This is a genomic window from Niallia endozanthoxylica (genome assembly GCF_008710145.1).
In the GTDB taxonomy this organism is placed as follows: domain Bacteria; phylum Bacillota; class Bacilli; order Bacillales; family Cytobacillaceae; genus Bacillus_BD; species Bacillus_BD endozanthoxylica.
In genome coordinates this window covers 1-18,102 of sequence record NZ_VYKL01000013.1, presented here as the reverse complement: position 1 = coordinate 18,102, position 18,102 = coordinate 1, and the positions used below count along the sequence as shown (strand labels likewise).

17 protein-coding genes are annotated in these 18,102 nt (G+C 37.5%); 2 read left to right on the top strand and 15 right to left on the bottom strand.

Annotation, left to right across the window (positions count from 1 at the left end; all coding sequences use genetic code 11):
- Positions 1-9 precede the first annotated feature (9 nt).
- From ytxJ to F4V44_RS05510, 8 genes are all read right to left on the bottom strand, one after another.
- Complete coding sequence (ytxJ, locus tag F4V44_RS05545) at positions 10-339, bottom strand: bacillithiol system redox-active protein YtxJ (RefSeq protein WP_150439004.1); 330 nt, start codon at positions 337-339, stop codon at positions 10-12.
- Positions 340-380: 41 nt separating this feature from the next.
- Complete coding sequence (locus F4V44_RS05540) at positions 381-854, bottom strand: YtxH domain-containing protein (protein ID WP_223881816.1); 474 nt, start codon at positions 852-854, stop codon at positions 381-383.
- Positions 855-991: 137 nt separating this feature from the next.
- Positions 992-1,468: a DUF948 domain-containing protein gene (locus F4V44_RS05535; RefSeq protein WP_150439003.1), complete on the bottom strand. Its 477-nt coding sequence runs from the start codon at positions 1,466-1,468 to the stop codon at positions 992-994.
- Between the two features lie 242 nt (positions 1,469-1,710).
- Positions 1,711-3,006 (bottom strand): UDP-N-acetylmuramate--L-alanine ligase, encoded by a 1,296-nt coding sequence (murC, locus tag F4V44_RS05530; RefSeq protein ID WP_150439002.1) that lies wholly within the window; start codon positions 3,004-3,006, stop codon positions 1,711-1,713.
- A gap of 272 nt (positions 3,007-3,278) precedes the next feature.
- Positions 3,279-6,134 (bottom strand): DNA translocase FtsK, encoded by a 2,856-nt coding sequence (locus F4V44_RS27795; RefSeq protein ID WP_223881818.1) that lies wholly within the window; start codon positions 6,132-6,134, stop codon positions 3,279-3,281.
- Positions 6,135-6,349: 215 nt separating this feature from the next.
- Positions 6,350-7,156: a DUF1444 domain-containing protein gene (locus F4V44_RS05520; protein ID WP_150439160.1), complete on the bottom strand. Its 807-nt coding sequence runs from the start codon at positions 7,154-7,156 to the stop codon at positions 6,350-6,352.
- Between the two features lie 100 nt (positions 7,157-7,256).
- Positions 7,257-7,571: a thioredoxin family protein gene (locus F4V44_RS05515; RefSeq protein WP_150439001.1), complete on the bottom strand. Its 315-nt coding sequence runs from the start codon at positions 7,569-7,571 to the stop codon at positions 7,257-7,259.
- 108 nt (positions 7,572-7,679) lie between these two features.
- Entirely contained in the window at positions 7,680-8,753 is a 1,074-nt protein-coding gene (locus F4V44_RS05510) for a M42 family metallopeptidase (protein ID WP_150439159.1), read from the bottom strand.
- Positions 8,754-8,989: 236 nt separating this feature from the next.
- Between F4V44_RS05510 and F4V44_RS05505 the strand changes: the two genes are divergently transcribed.
- Positions 8,990-9,304, top strand: coding sequence for a PepSY domain-containing protein (locus F4V44_RS05505; RefSeq protein ID WP_150439000.1), 315 nt, complete (start codon positions 8,990-8,992; stop codon positions 9,302-9,304).
- Between the two features lie 34 nt (positions 9,305-9,338).
- Here the strand turns inward: F4V44_RS05505 and F4V44_RS05500 are convergent, their stop codons facing one another.
- A complete protein-coding gene (locus F4V44_RS05500; RefSeq protein ID WP_150438999.1) occupies positions 9,339-10,178 on the bottom strand; it encodes a YtnP family quorum-quenching lactonase in 840 nt (279 codons plus the stop codon).
- Between the two features lie 145 nt (positions 10,179-10,323).
- The gene (gene trmB / locus F4V44_RS05495) at positions 10,324-10,971 is read right to left on the bottom strand and encodes a tRNA (guanosine(46)-N7)-methyltransferase TrmB (protein ID WP_150438998.1); all 648 of its coding nucleotides are present in this window, start codon (positions 10,969-10,971) and stop codon (positions 10,324-10,326) included.
- Positions 10,972-11,141: 170 nt separating this feature from the next.
- On the opposite strand from trmB, the gene F4V44_RS05490 reads away from it, so the two are divergent.
- Entirely contained in the window at positions 11,142-11,420 is a 279-nt protein-coding gene (locus F4V44_RS05490) for a YtzH-like family protein (protein ID WP_150438997.1), read from the top strand.
- On the opposite strand, the gene F4V44_RS05485 is transcribed toward F4V44_RS05490, so the two are convergent.
- From F4V44_RS05485 to pepV, 5 genes are all read right to left on the bottom strand, one after another.
- Positions 11,415-12,194: a phosphotransferase family protein gene (locus F4V44_RS05485; RefSeq protein ID WP_150438996.1), complete on the bottom strand. Its 780-nt coding sequence runs from the start codon at positions 12,192-12,194 to the stop codon at positions 11,415-11,417. The two genes, F4V44_RS05490 and F4V44_RS05485, sit on opposite strands and share 6 nt — an antisense overlap.
- A 474-nt stretch (positions 12,195-12,668) precedes the next feature.
- Complete coding sequence (pulA, locus tag F4V44_RS05480) at positions 12,669-14,813, bottom strand: type I pullulanase (protein ID WP_150438995.1); 2,145 nt, start codon at positions 14,811-14,813, stop codon at positions 12,669-12,671.
- A gap of 43 nt (positions 14,814-14,856) precedes the next feature.
- Positions 14,857-15,834 (bottom strand): nuclease-related domain-containing protein, encoded by a 978-nt coding sequence (locus F4V44_RS05475; RefSeq protein WP_150438994.1) that lies wholly within the window; start codon positions 15,832-15,834, stop codon positions 14,857-14,859.
- 29 nt (positions 15,835-15,863) lie between these two features.
- Positions 15,864-16,427, bottom strand: a complete 564-nt coding sequence (gene thpR / locus F4V44_RS05470) for an RNA 2',3'-cyclic phosphodiesterase (RefSeq protein WP_150438993.1) — start codon at positions 16,425-16,427, stop codon at positions 15,864-15,866.
- A 106-nt stretch (positions 16,428-16,533) separates the two neighbouring features.
- Positions 16,534-17,955 carry a dipeptidase PepV gene (gene pepV, locus F4V44_RS05465; RefSeq protein ID WP_150438992.1) on the bottom strand — a complete coding sequence of 474 codons (1,422 nt, stop codon included), beginning with the start codon at positions 17,953-17,955 and terminating at the stop codon, positions 16,534-16,536.
- Positions 17,956-18,102 lie beyond the last annotated feature (147 nt).

Here is an 18,102-nt window from a genome sequence, read left to right as displayed (position 1 = left end):
CACCCTTTTTTAATTCACTTGTTCTAATGAATCATTTAATGACTTTGTATTAATTTTCCAATGTGAAGCATTCCATACTGCTTCATTATTAGCAAATAGAATCGCTTGTGGGGATTCATGCTTAATACCAGACTTTTCAGCAATATAATTAGATAATGAACGTGACTCTTGTACAGTTAAAAAGTATGCAGGGAATTCCTGTCGTTCTTTTGAAAAACTTTCATACTCATCAAATGCAGCCAAACTGATTGGACAAGTGGTACTATGCTTTAAAATAAAAAGTGCATGTTCTTTTTCTAATACCTCATTGAACTCTTCAATTGAGTTAAGTTTAATCATTACTTCCCCTCACTTCTTTTCTACACTATATAAGCGTTATATTATTTAGTATTAAATTTACTTTCAGTTTCGTCAAATGCTCTTTTCGTTTCCTCTAGTTTCTTTTGAATATCCGACTTAGTATGTTTATTTTGCTCAAATAGTTCATCGACTGGATTTGCTGTAGAATCCATTTCGATTTCAGATGTTAACCCCTTTACCTTTTTCACAAGACCAACTGATTGCTCTGAAACTTTTTTTGAAATGGCAGTTGTTTTGTCTTTTACTGTTGAGGTTAATTCATTTCCTTTAATCGATACGGATTCACGGATATGGTCAGTTTTATCTCTTAACTGATAGGCTTGATTGTTTAAATCAACCCGTAGTTCTTTACCTGATTTTGGAGCTAGCAATAACGCTGTTAGTGAGCCGACAGCCGCACCAATCAAAGTGCCGATAAGAAAATTCTTTGTACTCATACTGGATTCTGCTTTGTCCTTTTTTATTTCGTAGTTCATTCTTTCATTACCAGCCATTAGTATGCCTCCTTTTTCTATATTAAGCTTTGTTAGCGAACAATTTTGATAAGCTAAATTTTTGATTCATCCGTGAGAAATGTCTATTTCTCACGGATGAATCAAAAATCAACAATGTTATAAACAAAGCCCATATATTAGTACCTTGCCCTTTCCTTTTTAAAATCATAGCCTTCTTCAAGTGAGCGTTCGGTGTTTTTCCTTTGCTTTCTTCCCTGCCATTTGTCCTTTAATTCCAAAATAACATTACTCCACTGAACGACCTGTGCTATTTTATCCTTATTATCTTCAACCTGTTTGTTCATTGAATTTGTAATGGACTGAATAGAGCCGCTAAACTTCCTTACTGACTCTCCGACATCCTTCACTGCATGCACAACACTGTTCAGATCCTCTGCTTTCTTCTGCACATCGCTCGCAAGTTCGTTTGTTTTATGTAATAGGATAGTCGTTTCCTTCGTTACACCCTCTAACTGTTGCTCTAACCCAGATAATGTTTTTGAGACATTGTCGAGAGTTCCCTGTAACGACTTTAATGTCCTTGAAAGGTAAATAACTAAAATAAAAAATGCGATTGCAATTACTGCTGTACTTATATATAAAATAATAATCAAAACAGCTGACACCTCCCTGTCTTATTTAAACTATATCCTGTAATCACAGGATATAAACATGGAACAAAGCTCTCTAGACTTGCCTAGAGCTTCCTATATAAAATCTTACCATACTACCAAATACTTTCAATTCTTAACTACTAATTGGAGAGCAGATTTTTCAAAGTCCTTCTCAAAAAAAAAAAACGAAAGTACTCTAGACATATTGTCTATTACATACTTCCGTTTTTCCATTAAGACTTCTATAAGATTTTTTCATATGCAGCCTGAAACTTCTGGATATCTCCGGCTCCCATAAAAATAATCACGCTGTTATCGTGACTCTTTAAAGAAGACATATCTTCTTCAGTAATAATTTCTGATTCAGGTATTTTTTCCTGTAAATCCTCAATAGATAATTTCCCATGATTCTCACGTGCAGAACCAAATATCTCACACAAATACGTCTTATCCGCCAGATTCAAGCTCTCAGCAAATTCACCAAGAAAAGCATGCGTTCTTGAGAATGTGTGTGGCTGGAAAACAGCAACAATCTCTTTTGCTGGGTATTTCTGTCTCGCTGCATCAATCGTTGCTTTGATCTCTGTTGGATGGTGTGCATAATCATCAATTAAAATTTGTAATCCAGTTCTTTTTTCTGAAAAGCGTCTTTTAACTCCTTCAAAATTCAAGAATTGTTTTCGAACAACTTCTGTATCAATTCCTTCATAATGGCAAAGGGCAATAACGGCCAATGAATTTAAAATATTATGATCGCCGAAACTTCGAATGGTGAATGTATCAAAAAACGTATTGCGGATAAAAACATCAAAGGTTGTTCCTTCTGTCGTTTTTACAACATTACGTGCTTGGAAATCATTCTCTTCCCCAAAGCCATAAAACAAAACAGGAACCTTTGCCTGTATCTTTTGTAAATGTTCATCATCACCACAAGCAATAATCCCTTTATTTACCTGCAAGGCCATTTCCTGAAAAGCAGCACAGACATCATCTATATTCGCAAAATAATCAGGGTGGTCAAAATCAATATTCGTCATAATGGCATAATCAGGAAAGTAGGACAAAAAGTGTCTGCGATATTCACATGCTTCAAAAACGAAGTATTCCGCATTCTCTGCCCCTTTACCTGTACCGTCACCGATTAGATATGAAGTCGGTTTATCTCCCGAAATGACATGAGCAAGCAAACCTGTTGTAGATGTTTTACCGTGGGCTCCTGTCACTGCAATACTTGAGAACCGTTTCATAAAATCACCTAAAAATCGATGATAACGTATAACGGGAAGTCCAAGTTTCATCGCTTCTTGAATTTCTTCATGTGTATCAGGAAATGCATTTCCGGCAACAATCGTCATCCCAGGCTGTATATTTTCTTTTCGAAAAGGAAGGATCTTTATTCCCGCTTGCTCAAGAGCAACTTGAGTAAAAAAACGTTTATCTACATCGGAGCCTTGAACCTGAAAGTTCATATCATGAAGAATTTGTGCTAATGCACTCATTCCAGACCCCTTAATACCTACGAAATGGTAATTAGTCATATAAAGAACCTCCAACCATCGTCTAACTGTAAAAACAGTATATGATTATTTATTTATTTTTGCTCATTATGCTTGATTATGAAGATATCTTCACAAAACAGATATCCTTGTACTTTGTCTAATCATATTCAAACATTATAACACCATAAACTTCTAAAGAAAACTTCATTATTTATTATACTGAAGAATATTAATAGTTATATCGTCTATGTAAGAGAGAAGGAAACTAGCTGTTTAGGATTAAATTCCCTCTCAATTATCTATCCATAGACTCATAGACCTTTGTTTGCCATCTGTAATGATTCTAATTCTGCGTCTGTTATGAATACATCTCTCGGCTTGCTTCCGCGAGATTCAGAAATATATCCGTGGCTCTCCATCATGTCAATTAATCTAGCAGCTCGATTATAGCCTATTTTGAATCTCCTTTGCAGCATGGAAGAAGAAGCCCCGCCGTTTTCAATAACAAACTCACACGCTTCATAGAAAAGTTCATCTTCTGCTTCATTAATTTCCGCCTTCTTTAATAATTCCTCTTGTTCAAATAAATAGTTTGGTACTCCTTGTTCTCTAGCATGGGCAACAACATCGTCAATTTCTTCGTCTGAAACAAACGTTCCCTGCAAGCGAATTGGCTTCGATGAACCATTTTCTAAAAACAACATATCTCCTCTTCCAAGCAGTTTTTCGGCACCGCTTACGTCGATAATAGTCCGTGAATCCACCTGTGAAGATACTGAAAAAGCAATTCTAGTTGGAATATTAGCCTTAATTAATCCTGTAATCACGTCAACAGATGGTCTTTGCGTTGCAATGATAAGATGAATTCCACAGGCACGAGCCTTTTGAGCAATTCGACAGATTGCTTCCTCAACATCTGCAGGCGACATCATCATTAGATCAGCTAATTCATCTATTATTATGACGATATATGGTAATTTATCAGCATATTGCTTATGCTTCTCAGCTAGTTCATTAAAGCGTCCGATATCCCTCACACCAGAGTGGGCAAATAATTCATAACGTCTTTCCATTTCCTCAACAGCCCATTTTAATGCTGCTGTTGCAGCCTTAACATCAGTAATCACCGGGCTGACAAGATGAGGAATATGATTGTATGGTGCCAATTCAACCATCTTAGGGTCGATTAGTAACAGCTTTAAATCTTCCGGCCTCGCTTTATAAAGGAAACTTATAAGAATCGTATTAATACAAACACTTTTCCCTGACCCTGTTGCACCGGCAATTAAACCATGCGGCATTTTCCTTAAGTCTGACACGATTGGTTTCCCGGAAATATCTAAGCCTAATGCCGCTGCAAGCGGTGATTCCTGATGAACAAATTCAGGATTGCTAACAATTTCACTTAAATATACTGGCCTGCTTTTCATATTTGGTACTTCAATGCCAATTGTATGTTTACCGGGAATCGGAGCTTCTATTCGAATATCCCTTGCTGCCAGACTAAGTTTGATATCATCTGCTAAATTGGTAATCTTATTTACTTTCACACCCGGTTCAGGTTGTACTTCAAAGCGTGTAACTGACGGACCTTGTGTAACATTAACAACAGATGCGCCTACATTAAAATTCTTTAAGGTTGTATTCAACAGTTCTTTTTGATCATCAATCCATTGATTATTTTCTTCGACTACAACAGGAGGTGTTAAGAGATTAATCGATGGGAATGAATAATCATAAAAATCATCAGGTTGTTCCTTTCCCTGCTCCCGTTCATTGTCCTCATAAATTCTATTATTTTGAACTGAGTCTTCAACTGTTTTAGTCGTTTGTTCGGTTGGTTTATCACTGTTATTTGCAATCACTTGAAAGGATTGATCTGCTATTATGACTGTTTTATCATTATCATTTTCTACAGGCACCACAGTTGGATTAGCTTGTTCAGCTTTTTCCATCTGATTCTTTGTTTCCACTGACTGCAGCGGCATTTCGCTGTCAATCTTACTAACTGATTTTCCTAGCTCCTGTTCCATCAACCTTAGTTTATCTTGATTAAGCATAATAACATTGAAAGGAATCGTTGAACGGACCGGAGCTTCTTGATTTTTAATCGTTTCATTCGGTTTAGGTTGAACCACTACTTCTTGTTCAGCCTTATCCCCTTTAATGATTTTATCTAATAAAGCAGGTTCGTCAATCACCGTTTCATCTTTAATAGCTGGTGATGCAGGAACCGTTTCAATAGTTGCCGCTATTTCCAGCACTGCCGCTTCTAACTCTGACTCCAGCTCCTCAAGAACAGGTTTCTCGTCATTCTCTGCCTCACGATTTTCAAAAACTTTATTTACATCCATTTGAGGAACTGCAACATTTTCTTCTACAGTTTCTACAAGTTCCTCCGTAATGAAGTCTGCTTTTATTTCTTCCTGATTAATCCGTTCTGCCGCATAGGTTTCCTTTTGCGGCTCTTCTGCTTTTTTTACCTTTTGAATTTTTTCTTCAACAGGAATTTCCACATTTCGATTCTCAAGATTCACAACTTGAGAGTGCGGCTTCACATTATTAACTTGTGCTTTTGACTGGTTTAACTCTAATGGATTAAACCTTTTCTCACTGGGTTTCACAATTACAGGAGCACCACCCCATGTCTGCGAATAACGATGATACAACTCTCGATTGATAGGATCTTTTTTCTCAATATCTTTTATCTCCATCTCATGGGTCAGCTGACCTTTTTGTATTTCCGGCCGCTTCTTATAACCAAAGATAGGTGAAGGTATATCGGTTGGCTTAAAAGGTCTTGTATTTTTATTTTCCTGTTCTGTCATTCTTTTTCTTATAACAGGCTCTTGTATATCCGGTAGACTTTGCCGCTTTGTCCTCTTTTGAATACGTTCTTGAGTTTGTTCCTGTTTCTTTTTCTCAACAGGATGGGGTGATCGATTTCTTATTTTTTTATCGTCGTCTTTATCGTCGTCCGGCAATAACGGAAATCGAAATTCTCCCTTTGGATATTGGTAGACAATTTTAGCGTCTACTTCTTTTCCCATCTCTCGGTTTTGTTTCAATTCATAAGTCTTTTTTGTACTGCCTCGGATATGACCACTGTCTTCATCTATATGTTTATGTTCCACGTCTTCTTTAAATAGGCGTAATAACCATTTCATCCAATTCAAACTAAATCACTCTTTCTTATTCTCTTAGGCTACCATTCTTATTTTATCAGTAATTCTTAAAAATACGAGATAAAATAAAAGAATGTTACTATGGTCAGACGAAATGGTAAATTATGAAAAGCAGAACTATTGTTATATCAAAGCCTATAAATCCAACATTACCTATGTATTAGACATAACAAAAAAAAGAACCTTAATGGTCCTTTTCATTTATTTCTATCTTTTGGTTTATTTTTTCCTAAAATAAAAATCGGTTCAAGCTCTCCGTCCTCATATATAAAAGATAAGGCTGTAATCGGGACTCTGCCAGCCGCAAAAAAACTCATGGTCATCTGTGCAAGAATATCAAAGCCTGTATCATTTTCAATATCGGCGATAATCAGCACATCCTGATGGGGTACCGCAACCGCCATTGTTCCTTTTATTTTCTTCTGCATTTCTTTTAAAAACGAATCATTTAAAATCCTGCTCGCATCATATCCGTCATTCTTATTTAAAAAGAAAAAGGTGTTTCCTGCTACAACATCTGTCTTTAATTCGGTTGATAATGAACGCACATTAAACAAGGCCGTTTCCTTTATGTGCTTTTCATCCCATTTTTCTTTTTCAATAAGAGCTTGATCAATCAGCCTGTATGTATTTCCCAAATCAAGCGCATAATAAATTCTTGTTTCTGCTGTATGGTCGTCATAAATAAATGACTGCCCCTCATTTGACTTGATGGGAAAAGAAGTGGACCTTATGACAGGAAAAATATTTTTTTCTTTCCCAGAGATTTCAGCATCCGTCTCCATTGCCCGAAGACCTTCTTCTACATAATAAACAATTTCATCAATCGCCTTTTCCCTTTGTTCTTGCCATTTTGCTATGATCCCCGGTAAAGAAATAGTAATCCCTTTTCCAGTTTCTATATATTCAATCCGTAATTGATCTTTCTTACGATCATATTCAAATTTCCGCTCAGGATGGGCAAGCCGTTTTTGAAGCTCATTTTTCATTTTAATACTATCCATTTTCATTGGACCATCTCCTTATAAGACGTTCTTTTTATTCTACAGGATAAAACCCCTTATCTCAAAAATAAGGGGCTTTAGTGGGTAATCTATAACTTTTTTATTTTAGATTTTCAATAAAGTGTTCAATTTCTTCTTGTGTTTTTTGATCTTTACTGACAAACCGGCCTAGTTCACGTCCATCTTCATAGGCAATAAAACTAGGAATACCAAATACATCCTGTTCTATGCATAAATCAATAAATTGATCACGATCAACATGAACAAATGTATATCCACTATATTTTGCCTCTACTTCAGGCATAAAAGGTTCGATAAAACGACAATCCTTACACCAGTCTGCAGAGAATAAAAAAATATGCTTACCACTATTACGAAATTCTGTATATTGTTCAACTGATTCAAGGTGTTTCAATGTTATTTCCTCCATTTTTCCATATGATTAATCCCTTTTTCTATTAATACTAATCATAACAAACTCATATGAAGATGACCATTCATCTGCTATTAAAAATTGATTACATTAACCGTTTTGTAAAATGCTGTTTAAAGTTGTTCGATCTGATGCCTTGACTAATCTAGTCACCAATTCTTTTGCAGCTGCATAATCATCGACATGGATGATACTTGCTGGTGTGTGAATATAACGTGAACAGATTCCGATAACAGCACTTGGTACTCCTTCATTAGAAACATGAACACGACCAGCATCTGTTCCGCCTTGAGAAACAAAGTATTGGTAAGGAATTTTGTTTGATTCAGCCGTATCAAGAACAAATTCCCTCATTCCTTTATGAGTCACCATCGTCCGGTCCAAAATACGCAATAAGGCCCCTTTTCCCAATTGGCCAAATTCATCCTTTTTACCCGACATATCATTAGCCGGACTGGCATCAAGAGCATAGAAAAGATCAGGCTTGATCATATTTGCAGCTGTTTGTGCCCCCCTTAGTCCTACTTCCTCCTGTACGGTTGCACCTGAATAAAGAATATTTGGCAGCGTTTCATTCTGCAATTCTTCAAGAAGCTCAATGGCTAAACCGCAGCCATAACGATTATCCCAAGCCTTTGCCATTACTTTTTTGCCATTTGCCATTGGTGTAAAAGGACAAACAGGGACAATCATCTGCCCTGGTTTAATGCCAATCCTAATCGCGTCTTCTCTATCATCCGCACCGATATCAATCAGCATATTCTTCAATTCCATAGGCTTTTTCTGCTGTTCCTCACTTAGAAGATGCGGTGGAATCGAACCAATTACACCGGGAACGGGGCCATTTTTTGTCATGATTTCAACCGTCATGGCGAGCATAACCTGATTCCACCAGCCGCCAATTGTTTGAAATCGTATCATGCCGTTATCTGTAATCGAGGTTACCATGAATCCGACTTCATCCATATGTCCGGCAACCATTACGGTTGGACCGTTCTCATCACCTCTTTTAACGCCAAAAATCCCCCCCAGCTTATCCTGGACAATTTCATCAGTATACTTGCTTAACTGTTCACGCATAAAGTTCCGAACAGCATGTTCATTTCCTGCTATACCTGGCAGCTCTGTTAAGCTCTTAAACAATTGTAACGTTTTTTCGTTCAACACAAATCACACTCCTCATTCGGCATTTTCCTAATATGTATTTAACTTCCTCTAATTTATTTTACCTAAATTTCTGTTATTCCACCATTTTCATGACATAGCATGCCCTATGAATCATTCAACTATTTTTCATCACAATGGATTAAATACATGAAAACAGTTATCTATTGTCCTTATTTTTGATAAGATAGGTAACAGAGTCATTGAAGTTATTAACGTTAAGGAGGTTCTCAATCGTGAATTGGAAAACCTTTCTCACAGGTGTAGGCTCCGGTATTGCTGTCGGAATTGTACTAACTAAAGCAATAGATCAAAATAGCACCATATCAGCAGAAAAAGCCTTAACCATTGCAAAATCTGCCTTTAAAAAGCATGGCCCTATTTCAGGTTCATGGATTCAAATGGAAAAACAACCGTATTCAAAATCTCTCCTGGATTATGAGGTTTATATCGGCGGTATTTCAAGAATGGTCGACGGTCAAACGGAACAATATGAATTTATTGTTGATACAGTAACAGGAGCGATCCTTGACGCATACCTCCTAAGTTAAAAAATCCCCATAACAGGGGATTCTTTTTATCCGATTATTTTTCTCTAGGAACAGTCTCTGTCAACTGTCCTTCCTGATTCCATTTGACAGCTCGATAATACGTATCATGATAAAACGTAAACCATGCATTGCAATCAAGTCCATATTGCAGCCAAGTCTGTTTTGCCGCAATTGAAGTCATTGGATAATCATCATAGGCCATGACCCATAATACATTTTGATGAGCATGTGTAGGCATAATATCTGCCATATGAATGACTGTGTCCGCCTCGTCCTCAATAAGGACGATTGAATGCCCATCACTGTGTCCGCCGGTATGTATGAGTTTAAGGTTTCCTTTGGACCATTCATTTTCAAACACTTCGACCTGCTCATCAATCGCTTCCCAGTTCTCTTTCCAATAGGTGCTTTTCGAACGGATATTAGGTTGTCTCATTTCATCCCATTCAATCCGATTGACAATAATTTTTGCATTCGGAAAAACCGGAGCATATTCACTGCCATTTGGTCTTGTTAACCCGCAGGCATGATCGAAATGCAAGTGAGTCATTAAAACATAGTCAATGTCGTTTAGTGTTAAACCTAGCTTTTCAAGCGATTCTTCAAGCCTTGATTCCTCATCAGCACCAAAGTTCCGCCTTTGTTTTTCCGTTAATTTTCCATTTCCTATACCCGAGTCTACTAATAGATTGATTCCATTCATTTGAATAAGAATAGGATCTGTCCGTAATTCAATCTGATTTTTTTCGTTACAAGGATATTTCTTCATCCAAAGAGGCTTTGGAACCACGCCAAACATAGCTCCGCCGTCAAGATTATTGACCCCTCCATTTAACCATGTCAGCTTACTATTCGTTAACTGTAATGTTTCCATCAAAGTCCTCCTTTACATTCGTGTGATTTCAGTCTATACAACTGTTTACAGTAGAAATATATTATTATTTTTTAAAAATTACAAACATAAGGCCCTAATCATTTTTTCAATCCTTCTAGTAAAGCAAAAAAAGGCTGAACAATGTTCAACCTTTTTTTTGAAATTGCGCCTCACAGCGATAAATCCGATTCCCTTTCTCAGAGAATTTCTCTTCGTACTCAGTCATGATATTGCCCTCAAAAAGGCTGTTATGCAAATCAAGACTGACATACTTCAACAGCATACCATAAGCGGAAAAACTTGTAAGGGAGTATTCAAACAAACCTTGATTATCTGTTTTAAAGTGAATTTCCCCATGTTCAGGAAGAATATCTTCGTAAATCTTTAAAAAGCTTTTATACGTTAGTCGACGTTTCTCATGGCGGGTTTTAGGCCAAGGATCTGAAAAATTTAAATAAACTCTTGAAACTTCTCCCTTTGCAAAGTATTGTGGTAAATTAACTGCATTTGCATTGAGAAGCTTTACATTTGGCACCTCTGCTTCAATTAAACGGTCAAGTGCAGACACGATAACACTTTCCTGCAGTTCGACTCCCAAATAGTTAATGGATGGGTTGGCTTTGGCCATTTCCGTGATAAACCGCCCTTTCCCGGTTCCAATCTCAATATGAAGAGGCTGGTTCGCCTCGTATACCGTATTCCACTTTCCTTTTAATTCTTCAGGAGCAGTTACAACATATTGTGGGTACTGCTCTATTTTTTCTTTTGCCCAAGGTTTGTTTCTTAAACGCATCGTGACACCCCTAAATTTAATTTTTCGTACATTATCTTACTTGTTAGCATATATCTACAGCTTAAAATAATTCCACCTGATACGAATAAATTAAAAAAGAACTCACAAAATAAATTGTGAATTCTCCTTTACATTATGACGCAGGAGACTGACAGAAAGGATGTTTTAACATGCCACTTCAATATCAGGATCAAGTAAATTTACTCAAGGATATTTTATCTAACCATCAAACAGATTGCTGCGGATCTGTTTCTGAATGTGAACAATTAGAACGGCTAATTAAATCCTTAATGGTTAATTCAAATATCGATCAAAACAACAAGCAAGTTCTAGGTCAAATTTATGACTACAGTCAAAGCGGTATTAACTCTTCAAATCTTGATGCCCATATCGAGTCACATCAGCAGCAGCTATCCGAATGGGTTGGAAATATAGACCAGTTATCATAATGACAGGTATTGATGCAGTCTGTCAATCTCTTTATTCATTTCATCAAGGCGCGCCTTATCTTTATGCCATTGAATTGAAGTTAACGTCTGAGCTATAACATACCATTTCATACGTAACAGTAAGTGATTATCTAATGACAACCCATACAGATTCAGCCATTTCTCCCATTCGTTTCGCGGTATGTACCAATAAAGCAATGTCCCGATATCAATGGCTGGGTCTCCTACTACAGCCCCATCCCAATCAATTAAATACAACTGGTTGTTTTCATCAAGCAGCCAGTTGTTATGATTCACATCACAATGACATACCACAGTATTCTCATAATGAATGCCATTCACATGATTCTCAAGAAATTTTAGTGAAGCTTTTACAGAGTCAAGATTAAGAATTTCATCATCTAAATCCTGTTTTACCGCTTGCAGGTTCTTTATAGGCTGCACAGGAGTTTTCCCGAGACGCTTTAACATACTTAGAAGAGGCTTTGACAAATGGATTTTCCGCAGAAGTTTCGCTACATTCTCCCGGTTCATTTCCGAGGGCTGCAGTTCTCGTCCATTTAGCCATTGCTGCGCAGTAAAAACATCGCCGGTTTCCAATCTTTTGGTCCATACAAGCTTAGGAACAATGCCCTCCGCTGAAAGGCTAGCCAAAAATGGAGAAGTATTTCGTTTTAGAAAATATTGATTTTCTTCATGTTGTGCATAAAAGGCTTCCCCTGTCGCTCCGCCTGCGGGAACAATCTCCCAATCTTGTCCAAAAAAGTGTTCCAATGCTGTTCACCTGCAATTCCTAATCACTGCTTAAAAAGCTTTAAGCGTCTTCTTTCCCATTAGAGAGAAGAAGCCAAGCTTACGCGATATTTAATTTCAACATTTTTTATATCAAAAAAGATAGCTATTGAACGATAATATTTTACAATAGCCATCTTTTAAATTTTATCCTCACATCCAAAAGCCGTCAAGACTATCCTTTTGTTTTCGTCAGTCAATTTAAAATATCAAATTCGTCCCATCGAATTTGCGCCCGGATTTTTATCACGCTTCAATACACCACATCCTGTGGTTTCGCCTGACTAGGACATCCTGTCCGTCGTCGAGCTTGCTCGATAAACTACCTCTAAAAAATCCGTGGCATCCGCCGAAGGCTTAACTTCATTCAGCTAGGATTTGAATCCTCACTAAATCAGAGAGCTTTTTGCATTCATCCCTTAAACTTTAGAAGTGTAGGACTTCTGCTGAATGAAGTTAAACTTTAAATAAGACATAAGAACTGATTGGTTTTAACAGCAGCTTTTCTTTCACACAATTGATTGGAATGATGCCGCTTTTGTCATCATCGGCCATTATATTCCAGTTTCCTTCTGGCAAAGATACAATTTCATCTGCCTTTGTAGGATTAAGAAGAACGATGATGGACTGACTTGGCCCGTAAGCCCCGACATCTTGAAGGTTCCAGCCAATGAGCGGCTTTTTTAAAGATAAAAAACACAGATGTTTTCGAATAAGATCAGCAGAAGGCAGACGAAAAGCACGATGAGATTTTCGAATTTCAATCATTCCTTTTATATAATTAACATGATGAAAGAACTCATCCTTACGATCCCAGTCTAGCTGATTAATTTCATCACTTGATTTGTAGCTGTTTCCTTCTCCTTTTTTTGTACGAAAAAATTCCTGACCGCTATGAAGAAAAGGAATTCCTTGCGCAAGCAGCACCATCACAGTTGCCAAGCGATGATATTTTTCGATTGTGGACTGCTCCTCACATGGTAAGCAAACAACCAGCTTATCCCATAATGTATGGTTATCATGTGATTCAACATAATTGACACTTTGGCCTGGCTCAGTAAATAACCCTTCCTCTTTATTTCCAAATCCAATACTGCCTGCCAGAACTTGAATGGCCATATTATAGTAATGCTCATTACCTAATGCGTAACCTAAATCATAGGTATTAAACGTACTGCCTTTTATCGAATCTCGAAACCAATCGTTAAATTGACCTATTCGCTCAAGTCGGCTTTGATTATGAATATTCGCTTTCTTATCCATCGTAAGAGGTGTATTTAAATCCCAGCCTTCACCAATTAAAAGCACAGATGGATCAATCCAATCAACCGCTGATCTAATTTCCTTCATTGTATCTATATCAAGAATGCCCATTAAATCAAAGCGAAACCCATCAACATGGTACTCACTCAGCCAAAATAAAACCGAGTCTAAAATGAACTTTCTCACCATTTTCCGTTCTGAAGCGATATCATTTCCGACACCTGTACCATTTGAAGGCATTCCATGTTCATCATGTCGAAAGTAGTATCCTGGAACTATATTTTCAAAACTCGAGGTTTCTCTTTCATATACATGATTATACACCACATCTAAGATTACTCGGAGACCGTTTTGATGGATAGTATCAATTAGTGACTTTAATTCATTTATTCTGCAATAAGGGTTGTGAGGATCCGTACTGTAGCTGCCGTCAGGAACATTGTAATGAAGCGGATTATATCCCCAGTTATATTCCTTTTTCTTCCCAAGCTCATCCACTCCTGCAAAATCATGCAAGGGAAGAAATTCTATGTGGGTCACTCCCAGCTCTTTTATATAACTGAGGGCTGTTAAACTGCCATTACTGCTCTTTGTTTCCAGTTCTGCTGCACCCATATATGCTCCTTTATGAGAAACTCCACTGTTTGGATGTATGGTTAAGTCCCTGATATGAGTTTCATAAATCACACAGTCTACTGCATGTTCTAACGGGGGCAGCATTATTTTCGAACGGGTTGTTTTAGTTAAATCAATAATAACCCCTTCTTCTCCATTCGCTGTAACTGCTGTAGTATACGGGTCTACAGCTTCTTTCCATTGTAAGTTCACACAAACTAAATACGTATAAAGACTGTACTCTAAATTACGATGAACAGAAGCCGCCCAAACACCTTTGTCCCCCCTCGTTAGATCAATAATTTCTTGATTGGTTCGGTCGGGTGTCATTAATTTTAACTTTACGCCTGTTGCTGTCGGCGCCCATAGCTTAAAATCCGAATGATCAGGTTGATAACAAACTCCTAGTTGACCTTCATAATAAAAAGCATCATCGAAAGCATTGGTTCTTGTCACAGCCCCAATCTGCAGATCTGTTTTCCTTTGTAAATTGTCTTTAATCCAATACTGGGTGCCGAGATTCAATACTTCTTGTAAATGACAGATGTATTTAATAAATTCAGTGTGGTGTATTTGGTCAACAATGGTAAGCGGAATTTCTGTCCCATCATTTACTAATGTAAAGGTTCCTTCATCATCGCGATGATGGGTAAGAGGGATGATGATTGTAATTACTTGCATTTCATCAAGATAGGCCTGATATTCCCGTTCAATAACAATCATTTAACTTCATTCCCTTCACTTCCTTTTATAATGCCTTGTAAATTTAATAAAGATTTCTTTCGTTTTCCTCGCTCTCTTCCCACTCATGGCGTCTAACAGATGTAGTTTGACAATAATCCAATAATGCCTTGGCTGCCTTTAATTGGATTGATTTCAGAGGAGAACGCAGCCCCCGTAATGAAGTAAACCAGTCTTCATAATTCCTTTTATCAATTAATGTCACACCATATGGAGGTAACGGATAATCAATAAATCCATTCCTTGACAAAATCACTTTGTGGACGGGTAACTCTATATCGTAGAGCTGAAATATATTTTTCACTATTTTCTCTGTTCGATTAGCAGCAATAAGCGGATTAACTATTTTTTTCTTTGTGTGTTTATTCCTTACTTCCCAAAACTTTTGATTGGAACCAACAAATACAGATAAATCATAGTCTTCGAGAAAAGTAATGCACCAAACATCAGTCGGACTGATTAATATCGATTCCACCTCAACGGATGCCTTCTTTAATAAAAAAATTGGCCGGTATAAAACGAGATACGTATCCGGAAAACGCTGCAGAAAGAAACGCAAATGCTCATCAAAAAAGAACCTCTTATTCATAGTTGACTTTTCTATTAATGTTGAAGTTGCCCATTTCAATTGAAAATCATAAAGTTGATTAAGAAACTGCTGTTTTAAATCGTCAACAGTTGCTGCATAATGGACCAAGGCAGAGAACTGCTCTAATTCTGCCGTATCTTCAGACGGAGATATACTTTTTTCCTTTTGCATAGGTTCCTCATCATTTTTCCGGGAAAACAACGTTTTTATTTTGTTTAGGAAATGAGGTTTATCTTCTATCTTCCATTCAACTGTTTGGGTTGAAGAAAGCACTTCACTATCAATAGGATTCTCCCAATTGTACCGCAGCTTCTCCCATTGCTGTTTTTTTAATGTAACAAAACGTGCAGGGTAATGAAATATATTTTGTTCATAACGTGTTGCATAATCTTGTAGTTTAATTAACTGTCCCATTGTCTTCTTCCTCTTTTTCTTCTAATAGTCTATTCAGTTATCAACGAAAAGGTTGCAATGGGTTCATATTTCGGAACTTTTCCTATGTTTGTTTTGTATAATACAACCTCATTGGCTATAAAAAAAATTGGATCTTGTTGATATGGGTTATTCGTTTCAAGCCAGTTATGGTCAAAATCCGTGCCAGTCCAATTTCTTGCTAATGTAATATGCGGTGCAAACGGGCGTTTTTCCAGTTTAAATCCAGATTCCAAACAGGCCTTAAATACACGTGATTGCAGGGACATTAATCTATCGTCCGGTTTGAGTGAGGCCCAAAAAATTCGAGGTGATTTTCTGTTTCCGAATACACCCAACCCTTGAATATGTAAAGGAAATGCTTTTTCATTTTGAATTGCTTCACCTACTAATTCTATTGACCGGCGCAACATCGGTTCTTCAGCAGAGCCAAGGAAAGCAAAAGTAAGATGGTAATCATCAACATGTACCCACCGTTTAAAAGGGAAATGTTCTATTACCTCCTTAAGCTGACTTTGAATGCTCTGTTTTACTGCCTTTGGGAATGCAAGAGCCCAAAAGTAATGTGTACTCATTATTTAACTGCCTCACTTTCACACAATATAAAATAAGCGGTAAAGCCGATAGAAGCACCCGGTATGATGTCGGGTGCTTTTCTTTCCGTTTCATTTAAGAGAATCATTACTTTGCCAGTTCATAAATAGCTTGTGCATAAATAGCGGCTGCCTTTACTAAATCATCAATATACATATACTCATCTTTTTGATGGGCAATGTCGTCTCTACCAGGGAAGAGAGGGCCAAAAGCCACACCAGAAGATAAAGAACGTGCATATGTCCCCCCGCCAATTGCCAGCAGCTCTGCTTTCTCACCGGTTTGTTCTTCATATACTTTTTTTAAGATTTGAATCAATTCATGATTTTCATCTACATGATGCGGCTTTGAATCAGAGAGATTCTCAATCTTAAAGCCTTTTTGACCACCTATTAATTCAAGCAGTTCCTTTGTTTTCTCTATTTCAGTTGTCACCGGATAGCGCAGGTTAAGTCCGAACATGCCTCCTTTTGAACGTGTGTAAGACATTTTTCCAACATTAATGGTAAGTTCTCCTGATATCTCATCCGAGTATGATATTCCCAATTGTTTTCCTCTCGAATCTCTAAACAAGTACCGAGAAGCAAATTCGAAATAGGGTGATGCCTGTTGATCAGGTTTATTTTCTTTAATAAATTGAGCTAAGAAAAGACCAGCATTCTTCCCCAGTTCCGGCTCCATACCGTGTGCGGAAACCCCTTCAAGTTCCAGAATCAGACTGCCGTTTTCGACATAACAGTTTCCCTTTAGCCCTTGCAAATGTAAAAAGTCCTTATATCTCTGAATGACATCTGTTTTTTCCTTTTGAACATGCAGAACCGCTTTCGCGAAATCTGGGACCATATTATATCTTCTTCCAGATTCAAAGCTGACTACTTCCAACTTCACATCTTGGCTGTGTTCTTTTTCTCCAGACATCATTTGCACAAAGTCAAAATCACAAATTCCTTTTTCCGCATGAATAATTGGGAAGTCTGCATCAGGTGCAAAACCGACCGTAGGCATTTCCTCGTGCTCGAAGTAATGATCCACGCATCTCCAGTCACTTTCCTCATCTGTTCCAACAATCATTCGAACCCGTTTACTGAGTGGTAATTTCAATTCTTTAACAATCTTCATTGCATAATAAGCAGCAATTGTCGGTCCCTTATCGTCAATTGCACCCCTGGCAAAAATTTTCCCATCACGAATTTCCGCTCCGTATGGATCACTTGACCAGCCATCGCCCTCTGGGACTACATCTACATGACAAAGAATACCTACACTTTCCTGACCCTGTCCAAATTCAATATATCCTGCCAAGTTTCCAACATTTTTTGCCTTGAATCCATCCTTTTCACCCATTTCAAGCATGAACTGTAATGCTTCTTTTATACCGCTGCCAAGCGGGGCATCTTTTGTTGCATTTTCCTCATCCAATACACTTTTTATTCGCAGTATTGATTGAGTATCTTGAATAAGATCATCTTTCCTTTTTATGACTTCATCAAACCAATTTATATGTACCATATGAACCCTCCGTTACAAAAAGCAGTAGACCGCTTTAACTCTTATTCAGCCGTACTTTTATCATAACATAAAGTGAAACCTCCATCAGTGGGGGTTTTCTTCATCCCCCACTGATGGTTAGTTGAGGCCCACAGGATGTGGGTCACA

What these genes read in the sequence shown, in the direction of transcription:
- ytxJ (WP_150439004.1), bottom strand. Translation starts at nt 339, where the DNA reads ATGATTAAACTTAACTCAATTGAAGAGTTCAATGAGGTATTAGAAAAA.
- F4V44_RS05540 (WP_223881816.1), bottom strand. Translation starts at nt 854, where the DNA reads ATGGCTGGTAATGAAAGAATGAACTACGAAATAAAAAAGGACAAAGCA.
- murC (WP_150439002.1), bottom strand. Translation starts at nt 3,006, where the DNA reads ATGACTAATTACCATTTCGTAGGTATTAAGGGGTCTGGAATGAGTGCA.
- F4V44_RS27795 (WP_223881818.1), bottom strand. Translation starts at nt 6,134, where the DNA reads ATGAAATGGTTATTACGCCTATTTAAAGAAGACGTGGAACATAAACAT.
- F4V44_RS05520 (WP_150439160.1), bottom strand. Translation starts at nt 7,156, where the DNA reads ATGGATAGTATTAAAATGAAAAATGAGCTTCAAAAACGGCTTGCCCAT.
- F4V44_RS05500 (WP_150438999.1), bottom strand. Translation starts at nt 10,178, where the DNA reads ATGGAAACATTACAGTTAACGAATAGTAAGCTGACATGGTTAAATGGA.
- trmB (WP_150438998.1), bottom strand. Translation starts at nt 10,971, where the DNA reads ATGCGTTTAAGAAACAAACCTTGGGCAAAAGAAAAAATAGAGCAGTAC.
- F4V44_RS05490 (WP_150438997.1), top strand. Translation starts at nt 11,142, where the DNA reads ATGCCACTTCAATATCAGGATCAAGTAAATTTACTCAAGGATATTTTA.
- pulA (WP_150438995.1), bottom strand. Translation starts at nt 14,813, where the DNA reads ATGATTGTTATTGAACGGGAATATCAGGCCTATCTTGATGAAATGCAA.
- F4V44_RS05475 (WP_150438994.1), bottom strand. Translation starts at nt 15,834, where the DNA reads ATGGGACAGTTAATTAAACTACAAGATTATGCAACACGTTATGAACAA.
- thpR (WP_150438993.1), bottom strand. Translation starts at nt 16,427, where the DNA reads ATGAGTACACATTACTTTTGGGCTCTTGCATTCCCAAAGGCAGTAAAA.
- pepV (WP_150438992.1), bottom strand. Translation starts at nt 17,955, where the DNA reads ATGGTACATATAAATTGGTTTGATGAAGTCATAAAAAGGAAAGATGAT.